This window comes from Streptomyces cinnabarinus (genome assembly GCF_027270315.1).
In the GTDB taxonomy this organism is placed as follows: Bacteria; Actinomycetota; Actinomycetes; order Streptomycetales; family Streptomycetaceae; genus Streptomyces; species Streptomyces cinnabarinus.
This window is the reverse complement of record NZ_CP114413.1, coordinates 4,439,869-4,459,047: the sequence shown is the minus strand read 5'-3', so window position 1 is coordinate 4,459,047 and position 19,179 is coordinate 4,439,869. Positions and strand designations below refer to the sequence as shown.

Here is a 19,179-nt window from a genome sequence, read left to right as displayed (position 1 = left end):
AGAGGGGGTGTCTGTTGTAGTCCGGTGGCGCCTCAGAGCGTGAAGAAGGAGCCGCTGCGCGGCGCGACTTGGGGCGGCGGCGGTGCCGCCGGAGCAAGCAAGAGGAGCACCCCGGGCCAGGCGTGCTCTTCTTGCTGTTCGGCGGAACGCCGCTCAAAGGACGTGCCGCGAAGCGGCCCCTTACTGCCTGTCCGGTCTGACGCGAGCATGCGGTCAGACCATCCGCTGTTGCTCGTGTGGGGGCGGGGTGGCCAGGCGGGTCATTTCGAGGTAGCGGCCCTCACTGGTGCGGCCGCTGTCGATGAGCACACCGCGGGCGGCAAGGGTCGGCTGGAGGCGCTTAAGGCGGTCGGAGAGGACCTTGCCGGTGGTCGGCCAGCCCTTGGGCAGAGGACGCATGTCCTCGCCGCTGTAGAGGCGGCTAAGGCAGTGCAGCCACTCGGTGGACGTCATCCGCTGCGCCGCCCCCGGCTCGATGGTGTCGGCGTGCCGGAGGACGGTCTGTGCCAAGAGGTCGCCTTCGATGACGTCGTCGTTGAGGTCATCGAGGCTGGCCCGGTAGGCGGTGAGAGCTCCGAGGCCGGTTGCCGCGTCGAGCTGGGCGCACAGGTGCGCGAAGTCGGCCATCCGCAGATCGGTCGGTGTTTCCGCCTCGGCTGCGCGGACCTTGACGGTGAGGTCCAGGAGCGAGCCGAGGACGACGGGCAGCACTTCCGCGTACTCCGCCCACAGTTCCGCCTCGGTACGCCTCACGCGTGGCCGCTCCAAGCGCAGCGGCAGGAGCCGTTCGGCGAGGTCGGGCCGGATGACGCCGACGTCGATGCCTGTCAGGAGCAGGGGGCGGCGGTAGCCGACGCGGAAGACGTCGCCGTCGGTGAACAGGGCGCGCTTGACGCTCTCGGCGCCGGTGACGATGCAGCACATCGCGTCGGACAAGTCCGGCGTCATGTGGGAGAGGTTGTCCAGGGCGGTGACCCATCCGGCCGCGACCGCTGCGATCAGGTTCTCTTCGTCCTTGGGTGCGCGGCGCAGGTCGCCGCTCATGCCCTCGATGATCCGCACGAGCATGCGGCCCCCGGTGGACTTGCCCGCGCCCTGCGGGCCGGTGAGGAAGGGTGCGGGGACGGGTACGGACGGGCCGAGGCAGCCAATCAGCCAGGCGATGGCCAGGCACTCGGTCTCCGCGGTGGCGAAGCTGCACAGCCGCGTCAGCGCGTCGATGCCCTTGCCGTTGGTGTCCTTGGCCGGCAGGGGCAGTTCCCCGGTGAGCTGGGTCCGACGCCAGCACACCTCACGCGGGTCCGGGATGGCGACGTCCCAGCCGGTGGGGTGGATACGGACGGACATGCCGTCACCGCGGCCGAGGTCCAGCCACGTCGCCCCGTCGAATCCGGGGGCCACGCGGATGTTCACGGCGTGCGTGTCCTCGTACAGCGCGAGCGCTTCGATCAAGTCCAACGCCTCCTTGAGCGCGGTCCCGTTGAACACGCCGACCCCGTCGCGAAAGAGGCCGACCATGAGTTCCTGGCGGTGGCTGCCCGTGGTGCCCTGGGAGCGCATCGGCCGGGCCACGGGGTGGCCCTTGCGCTGCGCATACACGGTGCCGTCGGCGGTGCGGAAGTACCTAAAGTGGGCCTGCGCGTAGTCGGCGATGACCTTGCGAGCGGGGTTCTTCTCGTCCTCGGACATGGTCACAGTCCCAACCTGGTGCGGGCGTTGGTCCATGCGTCGGTGCAGTGCCGCGGGGATTCGCCTTTGGCCTGCGCGGCGGTGAACAGCCGCGCGATGTGCGCCTCAGTGAGACACCCGCACCAACCATGGGCGGACAACACGGCGAGGAACGTCCGGTAGACCGTGGTGTGCACCGCGCTGCGGGCCTCGGTGATCCGCTGCTCGGCCATGGCGATGCCACGCTCCAGGTAAACGGGCGTGCGGTGCGGGCACGTCCCGCCACCCGCCAGCGCGGACCCGGTGAGGGCCTGCGCCACCGGCCGGACGACCGAGGGCTCCTTCACGGCCAGCTCACGCACGATCTCCGGCAGCGCCGTGATGGTGCCGGTGCCGTGGCCGAGCCAACGGGCATACGCCATCGTGGACTTGATGTCGACGCCGGAGCGGACCGCGTTCGCGGAGCGCATGGCGCCCTGGTAGAGCCAGTGTTCGCCGCGCGTCGTGGCGACGGTGCGGGTGGCGGGCAGCGTCTCGCGGGCCCACGCGATCGCCGCGGTGTTGTCCAGGTCGACCACGGTCAATCCGGCACCGCCGGGGTGGTAGGCCACTGCTGCCGTCCCGCGCCATGCCGTTGCCCACGCGCGCGAGGTGAGGACCTGCGGGTCGGTGGTGGCGGCGGCCCATCCGTGGCAGGGGGCGAGGCACTGGCAGGCCCCGGGGTTCTTCATGTTCGGCCGACCACCGCAGGCGTTCTTGGCGCATGCTGGGCAGTTCCCGAAGGGCACCTTCCCAGCTCGTAATGGCATCGCGGGCACGCCGGAGGCTGCCAGGGAGAGAGCGGTGGGCAGGTGCTCTGCCCGAATGTCGGTCGGTTGGGTCATGCTGGAGGTCTCCAGTTCGATGTATGCGTGCTGGATTGGCAGCGGCCCCGGTTCTTGGCGGAAGGGGGCCGCCTCCGTTTTCGGTGGTGGTTCAGGCGGCGGCGGACTCGTTGCCGCGCGTGGCGGTGAGGTGGCCGTCGGCGGTGCGGGTGACCATGCCGCTGGTGGTGAGGGTCTTGATGGCCTTGGACACGGCGCCCTTGGACAGGCCCGTGATGGTGGCCAAGTCCTTCTGCCGGACGGGTTCGTCGGCGGTCTCGATGGCCTTCAGCACGCGGGCGACGGCACTGTCCGCGGCCGGTGCGGCGTCGGTCCTGGTGTCCTTGACGAGGGTGAGTACCGCGGCGCCTGCGGCTTCCATCGTGGGAGCTGCCGTGCGGGACCAGGGAGTGCGGTCCGGGAGGGCGATGACGACTGTCTTGTCCATGTAGCGGACCTTGACGGGGTCGGGCTTGCGCTTGCCGTCGCGGATCAGCGCCACACCGGGGACGGGGAGTTCGTCGGCGTTCCAGCCCTTGGCCTGTGCGTCCTCCCCGAGCACGACGCGGGCTTCGGCGGGGGTGCGTACCGAGAGGCAGATGGCAATGCCGATCTGCGGGGCGATCTGCTTGGGGATGCCGTCGCCGATGGTGGGCTTCTGGGTCATCCACCACAGGTCGATGCACGCGGCGCGGCCCATGCGGGCGATGGACTCCAAACCGGGCAGTGCGGAGCGGTTGGCGGTGCGGGTCTTGCCGTCGCCGGTCTCGGTCTCGTACGGGACCTTGTCAGCGGCCGTCATGACCTCCGCCCCCTCGTCGACCACGACCGTGATGCGCGGCCGGTCCGGGGTGGGGGTCCAGGTGTCCTGTCCCTTGGGCAGGATGGCCAGCCGCTCCAGCATCTCCGTCTCCAGCTCGCCGACCACGTCGACGACTTCGCGCGGGGTTGAGGCGACGCGGGCCCGGTGGTCCCACAGACGGCCTTCCACGCGCTTGAGGTCGATGATGACCAGCGCGTTCGACTCTCCCTCGGACGCGTCGTACAGCAGCGGCCGGGAGGCGACCGACTTACCGGCGCCGGAGCGTCCGGCGATCAGGAGCCGTTCCCCGAGCGGCACGGTGACCTGTTCGCCGGTGACGGTGTCGACCCCGAGGGAGCGCCGCTCGGGCGTCCACGTCAGGTCATCGCCATCGGCCGCGCTGCGGGTGCGCAGGATGAGTTCGGCCCAGCCGCCTTGCCTGCCTGCCTTGATCTGCATGCGCAGGCTGGTGCGGGCCCCGAGCAGCGCGCGCACGTGATCCTCGGCAGCGCGCAGCTTGCCCGGCGTCCACGTCCCGTCGAGGCGGACGGCGCACACGATGCCCGCCTCGGTCAGCTTCGGCTTACCGGTCAACGTGCCCGCGAGGCCGCGCTGTTCGGCGTGGTCCTTCCAGTGCTGCGGCTGAAGGCGCTTCAGCAGCGCCGACTCTTCAGCGGTGGGCTTCAGGCCGGTCGTGTCGCGCTCGCGCACGGCCACCCACACGAACAGCGCGGTCACGGCCGCAACCACGGCGACCGCGGACCACACCCACGCGCGTACGGAGACCTGCGGCAGCCACACGTAGGCGGCGGCACCGAGGGCGGCGGCGGTCTTGGTGGCGAACAGCCACATCGGGTCGGGTACGCGCCGCTTGGCGGTGCGCAGTTCGCGTTCGGCGCGGTGGCGCAGGGAGGTGACGCCCTCGGGGTCGATGGCGCGGGCCGTGGAGAGCGCGCGGCGAGCATCGCGCACGAGGGGCTTGCGTTCGGCGCGCAGTGCGCGGCGGCGGTCGGCTTCCTTGCGCCACACGTCGGCGGTCCAGCGGGCGGCGGTGGCGGCGTACTGGCGGTGGGTGCGCCAGACTTGTCCGTGACTCACGGGTGTCCTCATTTCCGGGATCGGTGGGTTGGTGGTGACGGGCCCTGCGACGGCCCGTCACCACACGCGTGTGTTACGCGGAGTGAGCGTGTTTCCGGTTTCCTGGTTTCCGACAGGGCCCCTACGCGTGTGCGCGCGAGGACGGAAACTTCCGTCACCCTGCGTTGCCACGGGGCCTCTCGCGGCCGAACAGCCTTCCGGGGGTCAAACCCCACCCAGAAGGGGGCTCAGGCGCCCTGCGGGCCGCCGACGGCTCCCGCCCCGCTCGGGTGCGGGCGGAAGCCGTCGGCGGATGCTCAATTGCCCTTGGAGCGGGTGAGCTTGAGGGTGATGCCGCCGATGCCGATGGGCCCGGCGGTCTGGGCGATGACGGTGACCGCATGCGCGGCGGCATCCAGCAGCGCGCACAGAGCGACCACCAGTCCCCAGCAGCCCATGGCGGCCGCCCCGGCGACGACGACCGGGAACAGGTAGCGGCGCAGCGGGCGTCCGGCCGGGTCGGTGGTGTGGACGACGATGACGACGGGCTGCCCGGTGGCCTGCGCGCGGCGGTAGTCGTCGGCGGGAATGTGCGGGGCGTGGATCCCCGGCGGGTCACGGTGGGCCATCAGAGCTCCTTGGGGCTGACGGGGAACGCGCAGGGCGAGCACATGCCGAGCGAGGTGGGGATGACGTATCCCGCATCCCGCCGGCACGCGGGGCAGGTGCGGCGGGCGGCGTTGGCCTTGGCCAGAGCCGCCCACCGGGCCGGGGTCATCGGACGAACCGGCTTCGCGCGGTCGATGCGGTAGAGGTAGGCGACCAGCGGGCCCCGCCGTCGACGGGGCCGCTCCACCTGAGCCGCCACCCCTTGGCCACCGGGACGGAGCCCGAGAGCGCGGAGCTGGCGGTAGGTGGCGTAGCCGTCCGGGGCGAGCCGCCACCGGTAGACGGGCAGAGTCCCGCTGGCGGGCGAGGTGGTCATGAGCGGCCCGTACCGGCGAGATCAACCGGCACGCCATTGACGGGGCCGCGCAGTTCGGCGTACCGGGTCGAGACCCAGCCCACTGACCAGCCGCACAGCTCCGCAGCGGTCCGCACCGACATGCCCTCGGCATGAGCGGCGGCCACGATGGCGCGCGCGTCGTCCTCGGGCAGCTTGTCCGTGGCCGGGCCAGCCGACAGCAGCGCGGCCCGTTCACGGCGCTCCCGCTCGGCACGCTCCCGCCGATCTCGTTCCGCGTGTTCGGCGGCCTCGCGCTCACGGCGTTCACGGTCCCGCTCACGCTGTTCACGCTCCCGCTCAAGGCGTTCACGCTCGGCCTGCTCGGCACGCTCGCGAGCCTGCTCGCGCTCGCGTTCCTCACGCCGGGCAGCGGCCTCCCGCTCGGCCTGTTCACGGGCCATGCGGGCTTCGTTCTCACGCTGCTCACGCGCCAGCGCCGCGAAATGCTCGCGTTCCTCGCGGGCCCGCCGCGCGGCCTCGTCACGCCGTTCGACGGCGGCTCGTTCGTGGGCTTCCCGCTCGGCTTGCTGCTTTGCCTCCAGCGCCAGCACGGCGGCGGTGATCGCGCGCCGGTAGGCCAGCCCAGTCTCTGCTGTGACGATCAGCAGCAGCGGCGCGACTGCATGCACGGCCACGCCTACCAGGTCGTTCTTCAGCGCGGAGTCGGCGACGTTGAGGGCGAGGGTCATGCAGCCGGTCATCCACCGCAGCGCGATTGGCCACCGCCCTCCTTCGCCCCCGAGACGGGCGAGCACCGCGTCCAGGCGGACCACGATGACCACGGCGGCATCGACAACGAGGGGCAGGATGGGTGCGGTCCAGTCCCACCGATCGGGGGTGTGTGCGGCGGCGAGCGGGGTGACGGTGAGGATCGAATAGAGCATCGCGCCCGCCACGATCAGCCACGTCCCAGCCGATAGGGCGCGCTCGGCTGAACGGATCTGAACGGCGTTCACGCGCTCACCTCCGCCCGTGAACGGACCCGGATCGCGGCGATCAGCACGACCGGGGAAGCCGGGTCGTCGGGGGTCTCGCTGTCCTCGGTCCACGTCCACTCAGCGCCCGGTACCGGCTCGAACCCGAGCGCGCTGAGCGCGTCCGTACGGTCCGTGAACGTCGGCACCGAACGCCCGAACCGGTACTCCGGCCACACCTCGGTGGTGTTCATCAGGGCGACGTACAGACGCCAGCGACCCGCCCGGACGGACATCTGCGCGGTGAACTCCCGCGCACTCTCCTGTCCGCTCACGCCGCACCGCCCCGGTGCGCCTCCATGGCCTGGTGCGCGAGCGCGGCGAGCAGCCGACGACGGGCCCGGCGGATGCGCCGGGAGTCCAGCTCCGTAGGCGTGCGGTCGAGCGTGACGATCTGCGCGTCGAGCAGGTCGACGTTCGCGAGGATCACGGGCATCTCGCGCTCGATGGCGTCCAGCTCCGCGTCCGTGGGTTCCATCCACGGCTCGAACGCGGTAACAGCGTCCTGAACAGTCACGATGTGGTTCATGGGTCGTGGTCTCCCTAGTAGGTGAACGGCCCGAACAGCACCCCCGGAGTTGCCGCTCCGGGGGTGCGCGCCGTTGATGGGGTGATCAGCCGCGAACGTCCTGCGGCACGGCCGCCAGCAGCGGCCGGAGTGCCCCGGGCGGGATTCGATCCCGCGCCCTCACGGCTCGATGCCGGGGCTGTCAGTCAGCAGTTGCAGGTGCCGTTGACGCAGGGCACGTTGCAGTGCCCGCAGACCTCGGAACAGCGCTCGAACGAACGGCCCAGCAGCGGGCCAGTGACCTTGCTGACCGCCTCGACGCCCTTCCCGCCAGCGACCTTCTGGCCTGCGCGGGCAACGGTGGAAGCGGCAGAATCGGCAGCCTTGCTGAACAGACCCATGAGGTCTCCTCTGGTCGTTTGGGGTTGGAAGCGCTCACGCGGCTCCCCTCAGCGCCGCTCGTACGAGACGAGCGACGGAGGCAACCGGCCGCAACGCAGGTATGGCGCTGCGAATAGGTCAAAGTGCGCGGGTCGTGCTCCGCGCGGTCCGCCTTCTTGTCCTGAGGACAGGCGGTAGATCCTCGGTCCACTGTTGAGTTCTCAAGTAACTGACGCTTCCTTCGTACTCACCCCCGCCTGAGCTGGGGCTTTCCTCCGGGCGCACCTGTACGGCGGAACCGTACGTGACACCCCGTCTGGCTTGTCTGGAGGAGTGCCGCAACAAGAGATTGCACGAGCCGCGCTTGGAGAGTCAAGCCCCCTGGTCTAACTTGTACGGAGGAGTCGGAGTAGAGGGGAACCAGTGCCAGTGCGACGCGGTATGACGAAGGCTCAGGAAATCGCCTATGACCTGCGCGAACAGATCGTGTCCGGGCAACTGGCGGGGGGTGAGGCCCTTCCCAGCGAATCGAAGATGATGAGTCAGTACGGCTACAGCCGCGAGACCATCCGGGCTGGCGTTCGCCTCTTGATTGAGGAGGGCCTGGTCGTAACGGGCCAGGGCCAAGGGAAGTACGTCCGCGAGGACTATCCGCCCGTGGTGTGGAACTGGACGACACTAGAGAGCCGGAGTCGCCACGCCAACGCGGTTGAAGGGCGCACCGCTGGTGACCAGTGGGCAAGCGTGATCTCGGAGAACGGGAATGCCCCCCGCCAGGACATCACGGTGTCGATCGTGGAACCCCCGCCGCACGTTCGCGAGTGCCTCGAACTGCCCGCAGACGGTTTGGCCGTGGCACGCAAGCGCATCCGGTACATAGACAACCGGCCTTACGCTCTGGCCGACTCGTATTTCCCTCAAGAGCTCGTAAGCGGCACGCCGTTGATGGAGCCCCGAGACGTATCCGCCCCCGGCGGCATCCTGGCGTCGGTGGGGCTTGTGCAAGCCAAGTACCGGGACGAAATCTCCGTCCGCATGCCAACTCGACAGGAGGCTGAGCTACTTGCCCTTCCTGCGGCGACACCCATCGCCGAACACACCCGTACTGGCTATGACGCGGACGGTCGCCCCCTCCGCTGCATGGTCACCATCCTCCCCGGAGACAGGCACAAGATCCTCTATGAAGTCAGCACCGACTGAGTACCTCCGCCCTGCGGCGGCGGAGGATGTACCTGCCCTTTTGGCTCTGAGAGCAGAGGCGGAAGGGTGGTTGCGTACCAAGGGCACGGACCAGTGGAGCGACCCGGAGACCGGTGATCGGGCCATCGCGAAATGGCGCGCCAGCATAGATGAGGGGCGTGCATGGGTCGTGGTCGGCGAAGATGACAGGGTGCTCGCGACGGTCAGTCGCGGCCCCGTCGACCGGGATTTCTGGACGGACGCCGACCGCCCCGAATCAGCGCTGTACCTGTACAAACTGATCGTCGCGCGGGAAGCGTCCGGCAGGAATCTGGGCACCCGAGTGATCGACTGGATGTCCCGCCTCGCGGCGCTTGAAGGGCGATCCTGGGTGCGCATCGACACGTGGCGCACGAACACCGAACTGCACGACTACTACGAACGGTTGGGCTTCAGGCACGTGCGGACCGAGGCGCCGACGCACAGGCGGTCGGGATGGCTGGCCCAGCGTCCAGCGGGTGAACTGGCCATGCCGCACCACCTCTTGCCTGTCGGTCTGAGTGATGCGTGGCAGGGTGACGCAACCACCCGCGTCGAAGTTCCGCTTCAGAAGGGCTGACACGCTAGCGACGGTGGTTTGACCAGCGAAAAGGGAACGACCCCCTGACATCAGCGGCTGACATCAACAGCCACGCACACCAGCGCACGGCGACGGATCAATGCGGTGCCGCCATCGTGGATCACGGGCGCTCAGCGGCTGGTAGTGGGAACGCGCATTCGAGGTAAACGCGCCTACGGATCAGAAGGTTGCAGGTTCGAATCCTGCCGAGTGCACATCACACAAAGCCCCTCCGGGATTATCCCGGAGGGGCTTTGTCATGTGGTGAGGAGAAGCCCGTCGCCGACCCGGACGGGGGTGCGTGTGCCGCGGAGGCGGACGGCGCGGCCTTCGTGAGCGGGGCCGGGCGGGAACACGAAGAGTCGCAGCACCAGGAAGCGGCCCACCCCGGCGAGGCCGGAGGCGGAGAGGTAGACCGTCTGTTCCCACAGGAGTGTGGGGGACGGGTTCAGCAGGTGCAGGATCAGGATGGCCGCTGACGTCACGGCGTAGGCCACCGCCGCCGAACCCGCCGACTGGAGATGGCGGCGCAGTCCGGGGCGGTTGCCGGTGCCGAAGGTGAACAGGGCGTGCAGCTCGGTGCAGAGGAGGGTGGAGGCCACGGTGATCAGCGCGTTGGCCAGCGCCCAGGGCATCGAGTGGGCCAGGAGGGGCACCGTGGCGCCGGAGACCAGTCCTACGCCGCCCCCGCACACCACGAACCGGGCGAAGGACGCGAGCGGCGACGACATGGAACTTCCTTCCGGGCGGGGGACGTTGGGGGGCGGGACCGAGGGTCTCGATCAGCCGCGTACTACGATCCCGTCCCCCGCCCTTCCGGACGAGGAGGCCTGCTCCCGAATCGGGGGTGGGGCCAGCACCACCAAGAGGGCGCGGGCCACGCCTACTTGAACAGCTGCGCGTGCCGTGCCGCCCAGTCCGCGAAGTCGTACGGGCGGCGGCCGAGGAGGCGTTCGGTGTCGGGGCTCACCCGCTGGAGCGCCTCGGGCGGACTGCCCAGCATGTCGAGCGTGGCCTCGACGACCGGCTCGGGCATGAACCCCACCATGTGCGCCCGCGCCTCGGCCCGGGTCAGCTCCACGAACCGCACCGGCTCACCCAACGCAGCCTGGATGGCGGTGGTTTGGTCCCGGGGGGAGATGGGGGCAGGGCCGGTGATGTCGTAGGTCCTGCCGCCGTGGCCCGCCTCGCGCAGGGTCACCGCGGCGGCTCCGGCGATGTCGGCCGGGTCGACGGTCGGCAGGGCCACACCCCCGAACGGTGCCGCGACCTCGCGTCGGGTGCGGACGGACTCGGCCCACTGGAGGGCGTTGGAGTGGAAGCCGCTGGGGCGCAGGATCGTCCACTCCACGCCCGATTCCCGTACGGCGTCCTCGAGTGTCGGGGCATGGTGCCCGGTGCCCACGCCCTGCGAGGACAGCAGGACCACGCGGCCCACCCCGGCGGCCTTCACCACCTCCAGCACCGCGCCGAGGTCGCCACCCCTGCCGATGAACTCCCCCGAGGTCAGGAGGAAGAGGGCGGAGGCCCCGTCGAGGGCGGGTTTCAGGGCTGGGAGGTCGGCGAGGTCGGCCGCGTGATGGCGGACCCCCGCCGGTATCTCCTCGGCGGCCGGCGCCCGTCGCGAGACCGCTGTCACCCGCTCCCCCGCCTCGACCAGCGCCCGCACCAGCGGCCGCCCGACATTGCCCGTCGCTCCGGTCACCACGATCATCGTCGTACTCCGTTCCGAGTCGTCAACTCCCTGCTCTGGAACGTTACTTTTGTGGGGTAAGCAGGTACCTAGAGGAAAGTATTGGGACAGGGAGTGGATGTGACCGAGAGCACAATGGGCAGGGTGGCCGATGTCGCCCCCGAGAACGCGTGCCCCGTCGCGCCCGTCGTCGACATCGTCTTCAGCCGCTGGACGACCCCGATCCTGTGGGCCCTGCACGAGCACGGCAGACAGCGCTTCGTGGAACTGGAGCGCCGGATCGCCACGATTACCCCGAAGGTACTGACCCAGCGGCTACGGCAGTTGGAGCGCGACGGGCTGGTCGTCCGCACCTACTACCCCGAGGTTCCCCCGCGCGTGGAGTACGAGATCAGCGAACTGGGCCGCAGTCTGGCCCCGCTCTTCGCCGCCCTCTCCGAGTGGTCGGTCAACCTGCCCCAGGTGGAGCGGGCTCGCCTATCCTACGACGCCCTTGAGGAGGAGAGGATCCGCGGGCGCCGCCGCTGAGGCGACGCTCAGGCGTCCTTCGCGCGGAGTTCGTCGATGTACTCCTGCGCCATCCCGCCCGCCCGGGTGAACCAGTCGGTCAGTACGGCGATCTCGTCGGGGGAGTAGTCGGCGAACAGCTGTGTCAGCCGGCCGTAGTAGGGCCCGTACAGGTCCACCACGCGCGTGATCGCGTCCGGGACCGCGGCGACGCGGACGCGGCGGCGGTCGGCCGGGTCGGGGACGCGGGTGATGTATCCGCCGCGTTCCAGCCGGTTGAGGACGCCGGTCATCGCGCCGGAGGTGACATGGGCGTGCTCGGCGAGATCGCCCGCGGTGAGCAGCTTGTCGCCGGCCTTCAGGACGCAGGCGAAGCAGAGCAGGTCGGTGATGTTCAGGCCCAGACGCTGGGCCATCTCCTGCTGGCCGAGCAGATGGGCCGCGATGAGGGAGTCCATCGCCTCCAGCGCCTGGGCGGAGGTGGCGGTGGGGCGCGGCTTGGCTGCCATGTTTCGTGATTACCTTAGCTCGTGAGAGATTTCTGCGCTAAATTTCTTAGGAGGTAAGAGATTCTCGTCCGGACGGGGAGGCATGCTCGTGAGCGCACACCAGTATGACGAGGGGCACACGGTCGCGGGGTGGACCGGTTTCGGCATGGCGGCGATCGGGACGACCGCGCTGGGACTGGGGGTGTGCCTGGTCTCCGCACCGCTCATCGCGGGCGGCCTCGCGATCTGCGCGCTGGCCCTGCTGACCACCTGGACCCTGCACCTCCGCGGCTGGGGCAAGCCCCCTGGCCGCCGTCCCCGGGAGGAGTGGCCAATGCGGGCCCGCGATTCACTGGCCCGCGCGGGGCACCCGGACTGCCTGGGCTGCCGGCTGGCCGGGCGGGGGCGGCGGGCGGTGACCCCCGAGGTCGCGGCCGGGGTCGAGGTCGAGACCGGGGCCGCGGCCGTGTCCGGCGGCGAGTCGGTACGGCTGTCACCCGTCGAGTGAGCCCGAAGCGCGCCGTCTCCCGGGGGCGTTGTCAGTGCCTCCCCCTACCCTCGACGTGATGGCACAGGCATGGGTGTGTTCGGGGTTGCGGTGGGCGGCGACTGGTCCCGTGTTGGGGTGGGACGGTGGGCGGCGTACTGAGCTGACCTGGGGGAAGCGGGTGGCCTTCAGGGTCGTGGACGGGGGTGTGCGGACTTGTGTGGGGGCCCGGGGGCATGCCTGTCCGGTGCGGGCCGTTGTGGCGGGGCGCAGTTCCGGGGCGCGGTGTGAGGAGTGTGGCCGGCTGGATCGGGCGCACTCCGTTGCCGCGGATACTCTCGCCGACGATCCACGGCCGTACCGCGTCTATCTGGCCTGGTTCGGGCCCGGGATGCTCAAGGTCGGGATCACCGCCGAGGAGCGGGGGTCCGCGCGGCTGCTGGAGCAGGGCGCCGTCTGTTTCAGCTGGCTCGGCACCGGGCCCCTCATGGCGGCCCGGCGCACCGAGGAACTGCTCCGTGCCGCGCTCCGGGTGCCGGACCGGATCCCGTACGCCGACAAGCGGGCCGTCCGTTCGGCGCTCCCCGGGACCGGGGCCGAGCGGGCCGAAGAGGTCGAGCGGCTGCATGCCCGGGCTCGGGCGCTCACCGGCTGGCCCGAGTCGCTGACCCCCGCCCCCTGCCGCCCCGTCGATCACGTCCACGCCTTCGGGCTCGCCGAACTCCCGCCCGCCGTCGGTGAGGTGACCGAGCTGGTCCCGGGCGGCGCCATCGCGGGGAGCCTCGTCGCCGCCGCCGGACCGGATCTGCATCTGGCGACCACCACCGGAGTCCTCGTCCTCGACACCCGGCTGATGAGGGGGTGGGAGCTGACGGCTGCGGACGAGGGCATGGAACCGACCCTGCCGGTACGGCCGTTCAAGTCCGTGGCGGCCAATCAGGACGGACTGTTCTGACCGCGCGCACCCCGGACCCAGGTATTCCCTGAGAGCCTCCTGTGCGTTTCTCAGGAAAATCACAGGTTGTAGAAAGCGTGTTCTCAGAGGGCGCCGACAGGGTGTCCATCATGACCACGACCTCGCCCCAGGGGCGCACCGAACTGCTGAGGCCGGACGGGAGCCCCGTCCGAGTGCTTGTGGTGGACGACGAGCTGTCGATCACCGAGCTGCTGTCCATGGCTCTGCGATACGAGGGCTGGCAGATCCGCAGCGCGGGGGACGGCACGGGCGCCATCCAGACCGCGCGCGAGTTCCGGCCCGACGCCGTCGTCCTGGACATGATGCTCCCGGACATGGACGGCCTGACCGTCCTCGGGCGGCTGCGGCGCGAGCTGCCGGACGTTCCGGTGCTGTTCCTCACCGCCAAGGACGCCGTCGAGGACCGTATCGCCGGGCTCACCGCGGGTGGCGACGACTACGTCACCAAGCCGTTCAGCCTTGAGGAGGTCGTCGCTCGGCTGCGCGGACTCATCCGCCGCTCCGGTGCCGCCGACCGCCGCTCCGACTCCGTGCTCGTCGTCGGCGATCTCACCCTCGACGAGGACAGCCACGAGGTCAGCCGGGCCGGTGACAACATCCACCTCACCGCCACCGAGTTCGAGCTGCTGCGCTTCCTCATGCGCAACCCGCGGCGCGTGCTCAGCAAGGCGCAGATCCTCGACCGGGTCTGGTCCTACGACTTCGGCGGCCAGGCCAACGTCGTCGAGCTGTACATCTCCTACCTGCGGCGGAAGATCGACGCCGGGCGGGAGCCGATGATCCACACCCGGCGCGGCGCCGGGTATCTCATCAAGCCCGCGGCCTCATGACCGGGCGACGACGGACGCGTCCGCAGAAGAAGCGAGCGGGACAGCCGCGCACCCTGCGGACGCGGCTCGTCGTCGCCTCCGTGCTGCTGATCGCGGTGGTCTGCGCGGTGATCGGCACGGTGACCACGCTGGCGCTGCGCTCCCACCTCTACGACCAGCTCGACGAACGGCTCACCGAGATCGTCGGGCGAGCGACCGGCTTCGGCGGGCCGCCCGGCGGCGACCCCGGCAAGGACAACGCGGTCGACAAGGTCAGCGGCTTCACCATCGACCGGCTGGTCACCAGTGGGCCCCAGCCGGAGGGCACGGTCGTCGCCGAGGTGCGGAACGGCTCCATCACGGCCGCCAAGGTCGGTGAGAAGGACGAGAACACCACCGACATCAGCGGGATGGAGGCCAAGGACCTCACCGAGGACCAGATCCAGGCCCTCAACTCCGTCGCCCAGGACGGCGAGAAGCACACCGTCGACCTCGGCGGCCTCGGCGAGTACCGGGTCGAGTACAAGACCGGCGCCAACGGCAGCTACTACGTCGCCATCCCCACCGAGGAAGTCAACAGCACCCTCAACACCCTGATCCTGATCGAGATCAGCGTCACCGCCGCCGGCCTGATCGCCGCCTCCCTCGCCGGTACGGTCATCGTCGGCGTCGCCACCCGACCGCTGCGCAAGGTCGCCGCGACCGCCACCCGCGTCTCCGAACTCCCGCTCCACACCGGCGAGGTCAACCTCAACGAGCGCGTCCCCGAGTCCGAGTGCGACCCGCACACCGAGGTCGGCCGGGTCGGCGCCGCCCTCAACCGGATGCTGGACCACGTCCACAGCGCCCTGCACTCCCGCCAGCAGAGCGAGACGCGGGTACGGCAGTTCGTCGCCGACGCCAGCCATGAGCTGAGAACCCCGCTGGCCTCCATCCGCGGCTACGCCGAACTGACCCGGCGCGGCCGGGAGGACGTCGGCCCCGACACCCGGCACGCCCTCGGGCGGATCGAGTCCGAGGCGGGCCGGATGACCCTGCTGGTCGAAGACCTCCTGCTGCTCGCCAGGCTCGACGCCGGGCGCCCGCTCCAGTTCGAGCAGACCGACCTCGTCCCGCTCGTCGTGGACACCATCAGCGACGCCCGTGCGGCCGGCCGGGACCACAACTGGCGCCTCGACCTGCCCGACGAACCGGCGCTGATCAGCGCGGACGCGGCCCGGCTGCAACAGGTTCTGGTCAATCTGCTGGCCAACGCCCGCACCCACACCCCGCCCGGTACGACGGTCACCGCGCGCGTGCAGCGGCGCGGTCCGTGGCTGTGCGTGGACGTCGAGGACGACGGTCAGGGCATCCCCGCCGATTTGCTGCCGCATGTCTTCGAACGGTTCGCGCGCGGCGACTCCTCGCGCTCCCGCGCCTCCGGCTCGACCGGCCTCGGCCTCGCCATCGTGCAGGCCGTCGCGACCGCGCACGGCGGCGCCGTGACCGTGGACAGCGTGCCCGGCCGGACCGTCTTCACGGTCCATCTGCCCGCGCTCGCCCCCGCGCCCGCGCCGGAAACGAATTGGCAATCGCACTCACAGGCACAGCACAGCGCCACCACACGGGTGCAACAGGGCACTTGAGAAGAGTCGGTTCCATGCGAACCGACTCTTCTCCCGGCACTCTGCCGGCGCGGGAGCACCTCCCGGCCACAGACGCCGGTACGCCTGTCCTGGACGTAGTGATCCCCGTCTACAACGAGGAGAAGGACCTCCAGCCGTGTGTGCTGAGACTGCACGAGCACCTCAGGCGCACCTTCCCGTACGCGTTCCGCATCACGATCGCGGACAACGCCTCCACGGACACCACCCCAGGGGTGGCGGCACGGCTGGCGGCGGAGCTCGCCGAGGTCCGTAGCGTCCGGCTGGAGCAGAAGGGCCGCGGACGCGCCCTGCGCACGGTGTGGTCCGCCTCCGACGCCCCGGTCCTCGCCTACATGGACGTCGACCTGTCCACCGACCTCAACGCCCTGCTGCCGCTGGTGGCGCCGCTGATCTCGGGCCACTCCGACCTGGCGATCGGCTCCCGGCTCGCCCGCTCCTCCCGGGTCGTGCGCGGCCCCAAGCGGGAGTTCATCAGCCGCTCGTACAACCTCATCCTGCGCGGTTCGCTCCAGGCCCGCTTCACCGACGCCCAGTGCGGCTTCAAGGCGATCCGCCGGGATGTGGCCCAGGTGCTGCTGCCGCTGGTGGAGGACACCGGCTGGTTCTTCGACACCGAGATGCTGGTGGTCGCCGAGCGTGCGGGACTGCGGATCCACGAGGTGCCGGTCGACTGGGTCGACGACCCGGACTCCACCGTGCACATCCTGAGGACGGCGACCGACGACCTCAGGGGCGTCTGGCGGGTCGGCAGGGCCCTGGCCACCGGTTCGCTGCCGCTGGACCGCCTGGCCCGTCCCTTCGGGGACGACCCGCGCGACCGCGAGATCAAGGACGTACCGACGGGCCTGGCCCGCCAGCTCGTCGGCTTCTGTGTGGTCGGCGCCCTGTCGACCCTGTTCTATCTGCTGCTCTACAGCGGCTTCCGCCAGTTCACCGGCTCGCAGGTGGCCAACGCGCTCGCCCTGCTGGTCTCGGCGGTCGCCAACACCGCCGCCAACCGGCGCCTCACCTTCGGGGTGCGGGGCCGCGGCGGGGCGGTCCGCCATCAGGCGCAGGGCCTGGTCGTGTTCGGCATCGGCCTCGCCCTGACCAGCGGCTCCCTGGCCGCCCTCAACGCGGCCACCGCCGAGCCCGCGCACTCCACCGAACTGGCGGTCCTGATCGCCGCCAACCTCGCCGCGACCGTGCTGCGCTTCCTGCTCTTCCGGGTGTGGGTCTTCCCGGACCGCCGCGAGGACCGTGTGGAGGCTGCCGTCCCGGCACCCATACCTACGTACACCGACCACTCCTGGAGGGACGCCACCATGCGGCTTCAGCCGGTGCGCACCTCCGACACCGACCGGGGGGACTACCGATGACCATCACCAGTACGGCCGTGCAGGAGCCGATCACGCCCGCTCCTGACGCCGGACAGCCGAAGCAGCCGGTGCCGCGCAGACTGTGGCGCGGACGGCCCGAGGACCCGAGCTGGGCGCGCCCGGCCTTCCTCGGCCTGCTGCTCGTCACCACCGTCCTCTACCTCTACAACCTCAGCGCCTCCGGCTACGCCAACTCCTTCTACTCCGCGGCCGTCCAGGCCGGCAGCGAGTCCTGGAAGGCCTTCTTCTTCGGCTCGCTGGACGCGGCGAACGCCATCACCGTCGACAAGCCCCCGGCCTCGCTGTGGCCGATGGCCCTGTCCGTGAAGATCTTCGGCCTGAGCTCCTGGGCGATCCTCGTCCCCGAGGTCCTCATGGGCGTCGGCACGGTCGCCGTCGTGTACGCGGCCGTTCGCCGCCGGTTCGGCCCGGCCGCCGGTCTGATCTCGGGCGGGGTGCTCGCGCTCACCCCGGTCGCGGCGCTGATGTTCCGGTTCAACAACCCGGACGCGATGCTGGCCCTGCTGATGGCGGTGACCTGCTACTTCGTCATCCGGGCCGTGGAGGACGGCCGCACCAAGTGGCTGCTGTGGGCGGGTGCGGCCATCGGCTTCGCCTTCCTCGCCAAGACCCTCCAGGCCTTCCTGATCCTCCCGCCGCTCGCCCTGGTCTACGGCGCCTGCGCCCCGGTCGCGGTGAAGAAGCGGATCGGACAGCTGGCCGCGGGCCTCGCGGCGATCGTCGTCTCCGGCGGCTGGTGGGTCGCGATCGTCGAGCTGTGGCCCGCCTCGTCCCGCCCGTACATCGGCGGCTCGCAGAACAACTCCTTCCTTGAACTGACCTTCGGCTACAACGGCCTCGGCCGGCTGAACGGCGAGGAGACCGGCAGCGTCGGCGGCGGTGGTGGCGGGGCCGGCACCGGACAGTGGGGCGAGACCGGCTGGGACCGGCTCTTCTCCTCCAGCATCGGCGGCCAGATCTCCTGGCTGATCCCGGCCGCGCTGATCCTGCTGATCGCGGGCCTGGTGGCCACCCGCAAGGCCGAGCGCACGTCCGTGACCCGCGGTTCGTTCCTGGTCTGGGGCGGCGCGCTGCTGACCACGATGCTGGTCTTCAGCTACATGCAGGGCATCTTCCACGAGTACTACACCGTCGCCCTCGCCCCCTACATCGCCCCGCTGATCGGCATGGGCGCGGTGGTGCTGTGGGAGCAGCGGGAGAAGGCGTGGGCGTCGCTGACCCTGGCGGGCGCGATGACGGCCACCGCGGGCTGGGGCTACGTCCTGCTCAACCGGTCCTCCGACTACCTGCCCTGGCTGAAGTGGCTGGTGCTGGTGGGCGGTCTGGTGGCGGCCCTCGGACTGATCTTCGTGAGCAGGCTCGGGCGTCGACTGGCCCTGGGTGTCGTCGGCTTGGGGCTGGTGGCAGCGCTGGCCGGGCCTACGGCGTACACGCTGACGACGGTGAGCGAGGGGCACAGCGGGTCGATCGTGACGGCCGGGCCGTCGGTGCAGGGCGGCCGGGGCGGCGGTCCTGGCGGTGGCGGTGGCTTCCCCGGTGGGGGTGGCGGGATGCCTGGTCAGCAGAACGGCCAGCAGGGCGGTGGCATGGGCCAGCCCCCGACCGGTGGCTTCGGTGGCGGTATGCCGGGCCGGCAGAACCAGGGTCAGGGGCAGGGCCAGGGCCAGAACCAGGTCCCGGGTCAGCAGAACGGTGAAGGCGGCATGCCCGGTGGCGGCGGTGGCGGCATGGGCGGTCTGCTCAACGGCGCCTCGGTGTCCGACGAGGCCAAGTCGCTCCTGACGGAGAACGCTGAGGACTACACCTGGTCGGCCGCTGCCATCGGCGCCCAGAACGCGGCGAGCTACCAGCTCTCCACCGGTGAGCCCGTGATGGCGATCGGCGGCTTCAACGGCACCGACCCGTCCCCGACGCTGGCCCAGTTCAAGGAGTACGTGGCGGACGGAAAGATCCACTACTTCATCTCCAGCGGCTCCGGCGGCGGCATGGGCGGCGGCGACAGCGGTACGTCGTCCCAGATCACGGAGTGGGTGGAGGCCAACTTCAAGCAGGTGACGGTCGGTTCTGCCACCTTCTACGACCTGACGCACGAGGCGAGCAGCTAGGCGGTCGCCGGC

At 70.5% G+C, this 19,179-nt stretch carries 21 protein-coding genes; 9 read left to right on the top strand and 12 right to left on the bottom strand.

Annotated features, from left to right (window positions below):
• Positions 1-213: 213 nt before the first annotated feature.
• The 9 genes from STRCI_RS20115 to STRCI_RS20075 all read right to left on the bottom strand — a co-directional run bounded on the left by STRCI_RS20115 (position 214) and on the right by STRCI_RS20075 (position 7,299).
• On the bottom strand, positions 214-1,689 hold the full coding sequence (locus STRCI_RS20115) for an ATP-binding protein (RefSeq protein ID WP_269664594.1): 1,476 nt from the start codon (positions 1,687-1,689) through the stop codon (positions 214-216).
• A 2-nt stretch (positions 1,690-1,691) separates the two neighbouring features.
• The gene (locus tag STRCI_RS20110; RefSeq protein WP_269660338.1) at positions 1,692-2,552 is read right to left on the bottom strand and encodes a bifunctional DNA primase/polymerase; all 861 of its coding nucleotides are present in this window, start codon (positions 2,550-2,552) and stop codon (positions 1,692-1,694) included.
• Between the two features lie 91 nt (positions 2,553-2,643).
• Positions 2,644-4,431 carry a MarR family transcriptional regulator gene (locus tag STRCI_RS20105; RefSeq protein ID WP_269660337.1) on the bottom strand — a complete coding sequence of 596 codons (1,788 nt, stop codon included), beginning with the start codon at positions 4,429-4,431 and terminating at the stop codon, positions 2,644-2,646.
• A gap of 296 nt (positions 4,432-4,727) precedes the next feature.
• Positions 4,728-5,039 carry a hypothetical protein gene (locus STRCI_RS20100; RefSeq protein ID WP_269660336.1) on the bottom strand — a complete coding sequence of 104 codons (312 nt, stop codon included), beginning with the start codon at positions 5,037-5,039 and terminating at the stop codon, positions 4,728-4,730.
• Positions 5,039-5,395, bottom strand: a complete 357-nt coding sequence (locus STRCI_RS20095; protein ID WP_269660335.1) for an RRQRL motif-containing zinc-binding protein — start codon at positions 5,393-5,395, stop codon at positions 5,039-5,041. The genes STRCI_RS20100 and STRCI_RS20095 overlap by 1 nt, the downstream gene beginning before the upstream one ends.
• Positions 5,392-6,372: a DUF2637 domain-containing protein gene (locus tag STRCI_RS20090; RefSeq protein ID WP_269660334.1), complete on the bottom strand. Its 981-nt coding sequence runs from the start codon at positions 6,370-6,372 to the stop codon at positions 5,392-5,394. Before STRCI_RS20090 ends, STRCI_RS20095 begins: the two co-directional genes overlap by 4 nt.
• Positions 6,369-6,665, bottom strand: coding sequence for a DUF6303 family protein (locus STRCI_RS20085; RefSeq protein WP_269660333.1), 297 nt, complete (start codon positions 6,663-6,665; stop codon positions 6,369-6,371). The genes STRCI_RS20090 and STRCI_RS20085 overlap by 4 nt, the downstream gene beginning before the upstream one ends.
• Entirely contained in the window at positions 6,662-6,919 is a 258-nt protein-coding gene (locus tag STRCI_RS20080; RefSeq protein ID WP_269660332.1) for a DUF6284 family protein, read from the bottom strand. Before STRCI_RS20080 ends, STRCI_RS20085 begins: the two co-directional genes overlap by 4 nt.
• Positions 6,920-7,104: 185 nt before the next feature.
• Complete coding sequence (locus STRCI_RS20075) at positions 7,105-7,299, bottom strand: hypothetical protein (protein ID WP_269660331.1); 195 nt, start codon at positions 7,297-7,299, stop codon at positions 7,105-7,107.
• Between the two features lie 421 nt (positions 7,300-7,720).
• Between STRCI_RS20075 and STRCI_RS20070 the strand changes: the two genes are divergently transcribed.
• On the top strand, positions 7,721-8,479 hold the full coding sequence (locus STRCI_RS20070) for a GntR family transcriptional regulator (RefSeq protein WP_269660330.1): 759 nt from the start codon (positions 7,721-7,723) through the stop codon (positions 8,477-8,479).
• Positions 8,460-9,077 (top strand): GNAT family N-acetyltransferase, encoded by a 618-nt coding sequence (locus STRCI_RS20065; RefSeq protein ID WP_336298813.1) that lies wholly within the window; start codon positions 8,460-8,462, stop codon positions 9,075-9,077. The genes STRCI_RS20070 and STRCI_RS20065 overlap by 20 nt, the downstream gene beginning before the upstream one ends.
• A gap of 257 nt (positions 9,078-9,334) precedes the next feature.
• Here the strand turns inward: STRCI_RS20065 and STRCI_RS20060 are convergent, their stop codons facing one another.
• Positions 9,335-9,808 carry a GtrA family protein gene (locus STRCI_RS20060; RefSeq protein WP_269660328.1) on the bottom strand — a complete coding sequence of 158 codons (474 nt, stop codon included), beginning with the start codon at positions 9,806-9,808 and terminating at the stop codon, positions 9,335-9,337.
• A gap of 152 nt (positions 9,809-9,960) precedes the next feature.
• Entirely contained in the window at positions 9,961-10,791 is an 831-nt protein-coding gene (locus STRCI_RS20055) for an NAD(P)H-binding protein (protein WP_269660327.1), read from the bottom strand.
• Between the two features lie 114 nt (positions 10,792-10,905).
• Between STRCI_RS20055 and STRCI_RS20050 the strand changes: the two genes are divergently transcribed.
• Positions 10,906-11,298: a winged helix-turn-helix transcriptional regulator gene (locus STRCI_RS20050; RefSeq protein ID WP_269664593.1), complete on the top strand. Its 393-nt coding sequence runs from the start codon at positions 10,906-10,908 to the stop codon at positions 11,296-11,298.
• Positions 11,299-11,306: 8 nt separating this feature from the next.
• Here STRCI_RS20050 and STRCI_RS20045 read toward each other — a convergent pair whose 3' ends face one another.
• Entirely contained in the window at positions 11,307-11,786 is a 480-nt protein-coding gene (locus STRCI_RS20045) for a MarR family winged helix-turn-helix transcriptional regulator (protein ID WP_269660326.1), read from the bottom strand.
• Positions 11,787-11,874: 88 nt separating this feature from the next.
• Between STRCI_RS20045 and STRCI_RS20040 the strand changes: the two genes are divergently transcribed.
• The 6 genes from STRCI_RS20040 to STRCI_RS20015 all read left to right on the top strand — a co-directional run bounded on the left by STRCI_RS20040 (position 11,875) and on the right by STRCI_RS20015 (position 19,167).
• Positions 11,875-12,273, top strand: a complete 399-nt coding sequence (locus STRCI_RS20040) for an HGxxPAAW family protein (RefSeq protein ID WP_269660325.1) — start codon at positions 11,875-11,877, stop codon at positions 12,271-12,273.
• A 58-nt stretch (positions 12,274-12,331) separates the two neighbouring features.
• On the top strand, positions 12,332-13,207 hold the full coding sequence (locus tag STRCI_RS20035; protein ID WP_269660324.1) for a DUF2797 domain-containing protein: 876 nt from the start codon (positions 12,332-12,334) through the stop codon (positions 13,205-13,207).
• A 110-nt stretch (positions 13,208-13,317) separates the two neighbouring features.
• Positions 13,318-14,058 carry a response regulator transcription factor gene (locus STRCI_RS20030; protein ID WP_059202906.1) on the top strand — a complete coding sequence of 247 codons (741 nt, stop codon included), beginning with the start codon at positions 13,318-13,320 and terminating at the stop codon, positions 14,056-14,058.
• Positions 14,055-15,662, top strand: a complete 1,608-nt coding sequence (locus STRCI_RS20025) for a sensor histidine kinase (RefSeq protein WP_269660323.1) — start codon at positions 14,055-14,057, stop codon at positions 15,660-15,662. Before STRCI_RS20030 ends, STRCI_RS20025 begins: the two co-directional genes overlap by 4 nt.
• A 14-nt stretch (positions 15,663-15,676) precedes the next feature.
• Entirely contained in the window at positions 15,677-17,041 is a 1,365-nt protein-coding gene (locus tag STRCI_RS20020) for a bifunctional glycosyltransferase family 2/GtrA family protein (protein WP_269660322.1), read from the top strand.
• Complete coding sequence (locus tag STRCI_RS20015) at positions 17,038-19,167, top strand: glycosyltransferase family 39 protein (protein ID WP_269660321.1); 2,130 nt, start codon at positions 17,038-17,040, stop codon at positions 19,165-19,167. Before STRCI_RS20020 ends, STRCI_RS20015 begins: the two co-directional genes overlap by 4 nt.
• Positions 19,168-19,179 lie beyond the last annotated feature (12 nt).

What these genes read in the sequence shown, in the direction of transcription:
- STRCI_RS20115 (WP_269664594.1), bottom strand. Translation starts at nt 1,689, where the DNA reads ATGTCCGAGGACGAGAAGAACCCCGCTCGCAAGGTCATCGCCGACTAC.
- STRCI_RS20110 (WP_269660338.1), bottom strand. Translation starts at nt 2,552, where the DNA reads ATGACCCAACCGACCGACATTCGGGCAGAGCACCTGCCCACCGCTCTC.
- STRCI_RS20100 (WP_269660336.1), bottom strand. Translation starts at nt 5,039, where the DNA reads ATGGCCCACCGTGACCCGCCGGGGATCCACGCCCCGCACATTCCCGCC.
- STRCI_RS20095 (WP_269660335.1), bottom strand. Translation starts at nt 5,395, where the DNA reads ATGACCACCTCGCCCGCCAGCGGGACTCTGCCCGTCTACCGGTGGCGG.
- STRCI_RS20080 (WP_269660332.1), bottom strand. Translation starts at nt 6,919, where the DNA reads ATGAACCACATCGTGACTGTTCAGGACGCTGTTACCGCGTTCGAGCCG.
- STRCI_RS20075 (WP_269660331.1), bottom strand. Translation starts at nt 7,299, where the DNA reads ATGGGTCTGTTCAGCAAGGCTGCCGATTCTGCCGCTTCCACCGTTGCC.
- STRCI_RS20070 (WP_269660330.1), top strand. Translation starts at nt 7,721, where the DNA reads ATGACGAAGGCTCAGGAAATCGCCTATGACCTGCGCGAACAGATCGTG.
- STRCI_RS20065 (WP_336298813.1), top strand. Translation starts at nt 8,460, where the DNA reads ATGAAGTCAGCACCGACTGAGTACCTCCGCCCTGCGGCGGCGGAGGAT.
- STRCI_RS20060 (WP_269660328.1), bottom strand. Translation starts at nt 9,808, where the DNA reads ATGTCGTCGCCGCTCGCGTCCTTCGCCCGGTTCGTGGTGTGCGGGGGC.
- STRCI_RS20055 (WP_269660327.1), bottom strand. Translation starts at nt 10,791, where the DNA reads ATGATCGTGGTGACCGGAGCGACGGGCAATGTCGGGCGGCCGCTGGTG.
- STRCI_RS20050 (WP_269664593.1), top strand. Translation starts at nt 10,906, where the DNA reads ATGGGCAGGGTGGCCGATGTCGCCCCCGAGAACGCGTGCCCCGTCGCG.
- STRCI_RS20045 (WP_269660326.1), bottom strand. Translation starts at nt 11,786, where the DNA reads ATGGCAGCCAAGCCGCGCCCCACCGCCACCTCCGCCCAGGCGCTGGAG.
- STRCI_RS20035 (WP_269660324.1), top strand. Translation starts at nt 12,332, where the DNA reads ATGGCACAGGCATGGGTGTGTTCGGGGTTGCGGTGGGCGGCGACTGGT.
- STRCI_RS20030 (WP_059202906.1), top strand. Translation starts at nt 13,318, where the DNA reads ATGACCACGACCTCGCCCCAGGGGCGCACCGAACTGCTGAGGCCGGAC.
- STRCI_RS20025 (WP_269660323.1), top strand. Translation starts at nt 14,055, where the DNA reads ATGACCGGGCGACGACGGACGCGTCCGCAGAAGAAGCGAGCGGGACAG.
- STRCI_RS20020 (WP_269660322.1), top strand. Translation starts at nt 15,677, where the DNA reads ATGCGAACCGACTCTTCTCCCGGCACTCTGCCGGCGCGGGAGCACCTC.
- STRCI_RS20015 (WP_269660321.1), top strand. Translation starts at nt 17,038, where the DNA reads ATGACCATCACCAGTACGGCCGTGCAGGAGCCGATCACGCCCGCTCCT.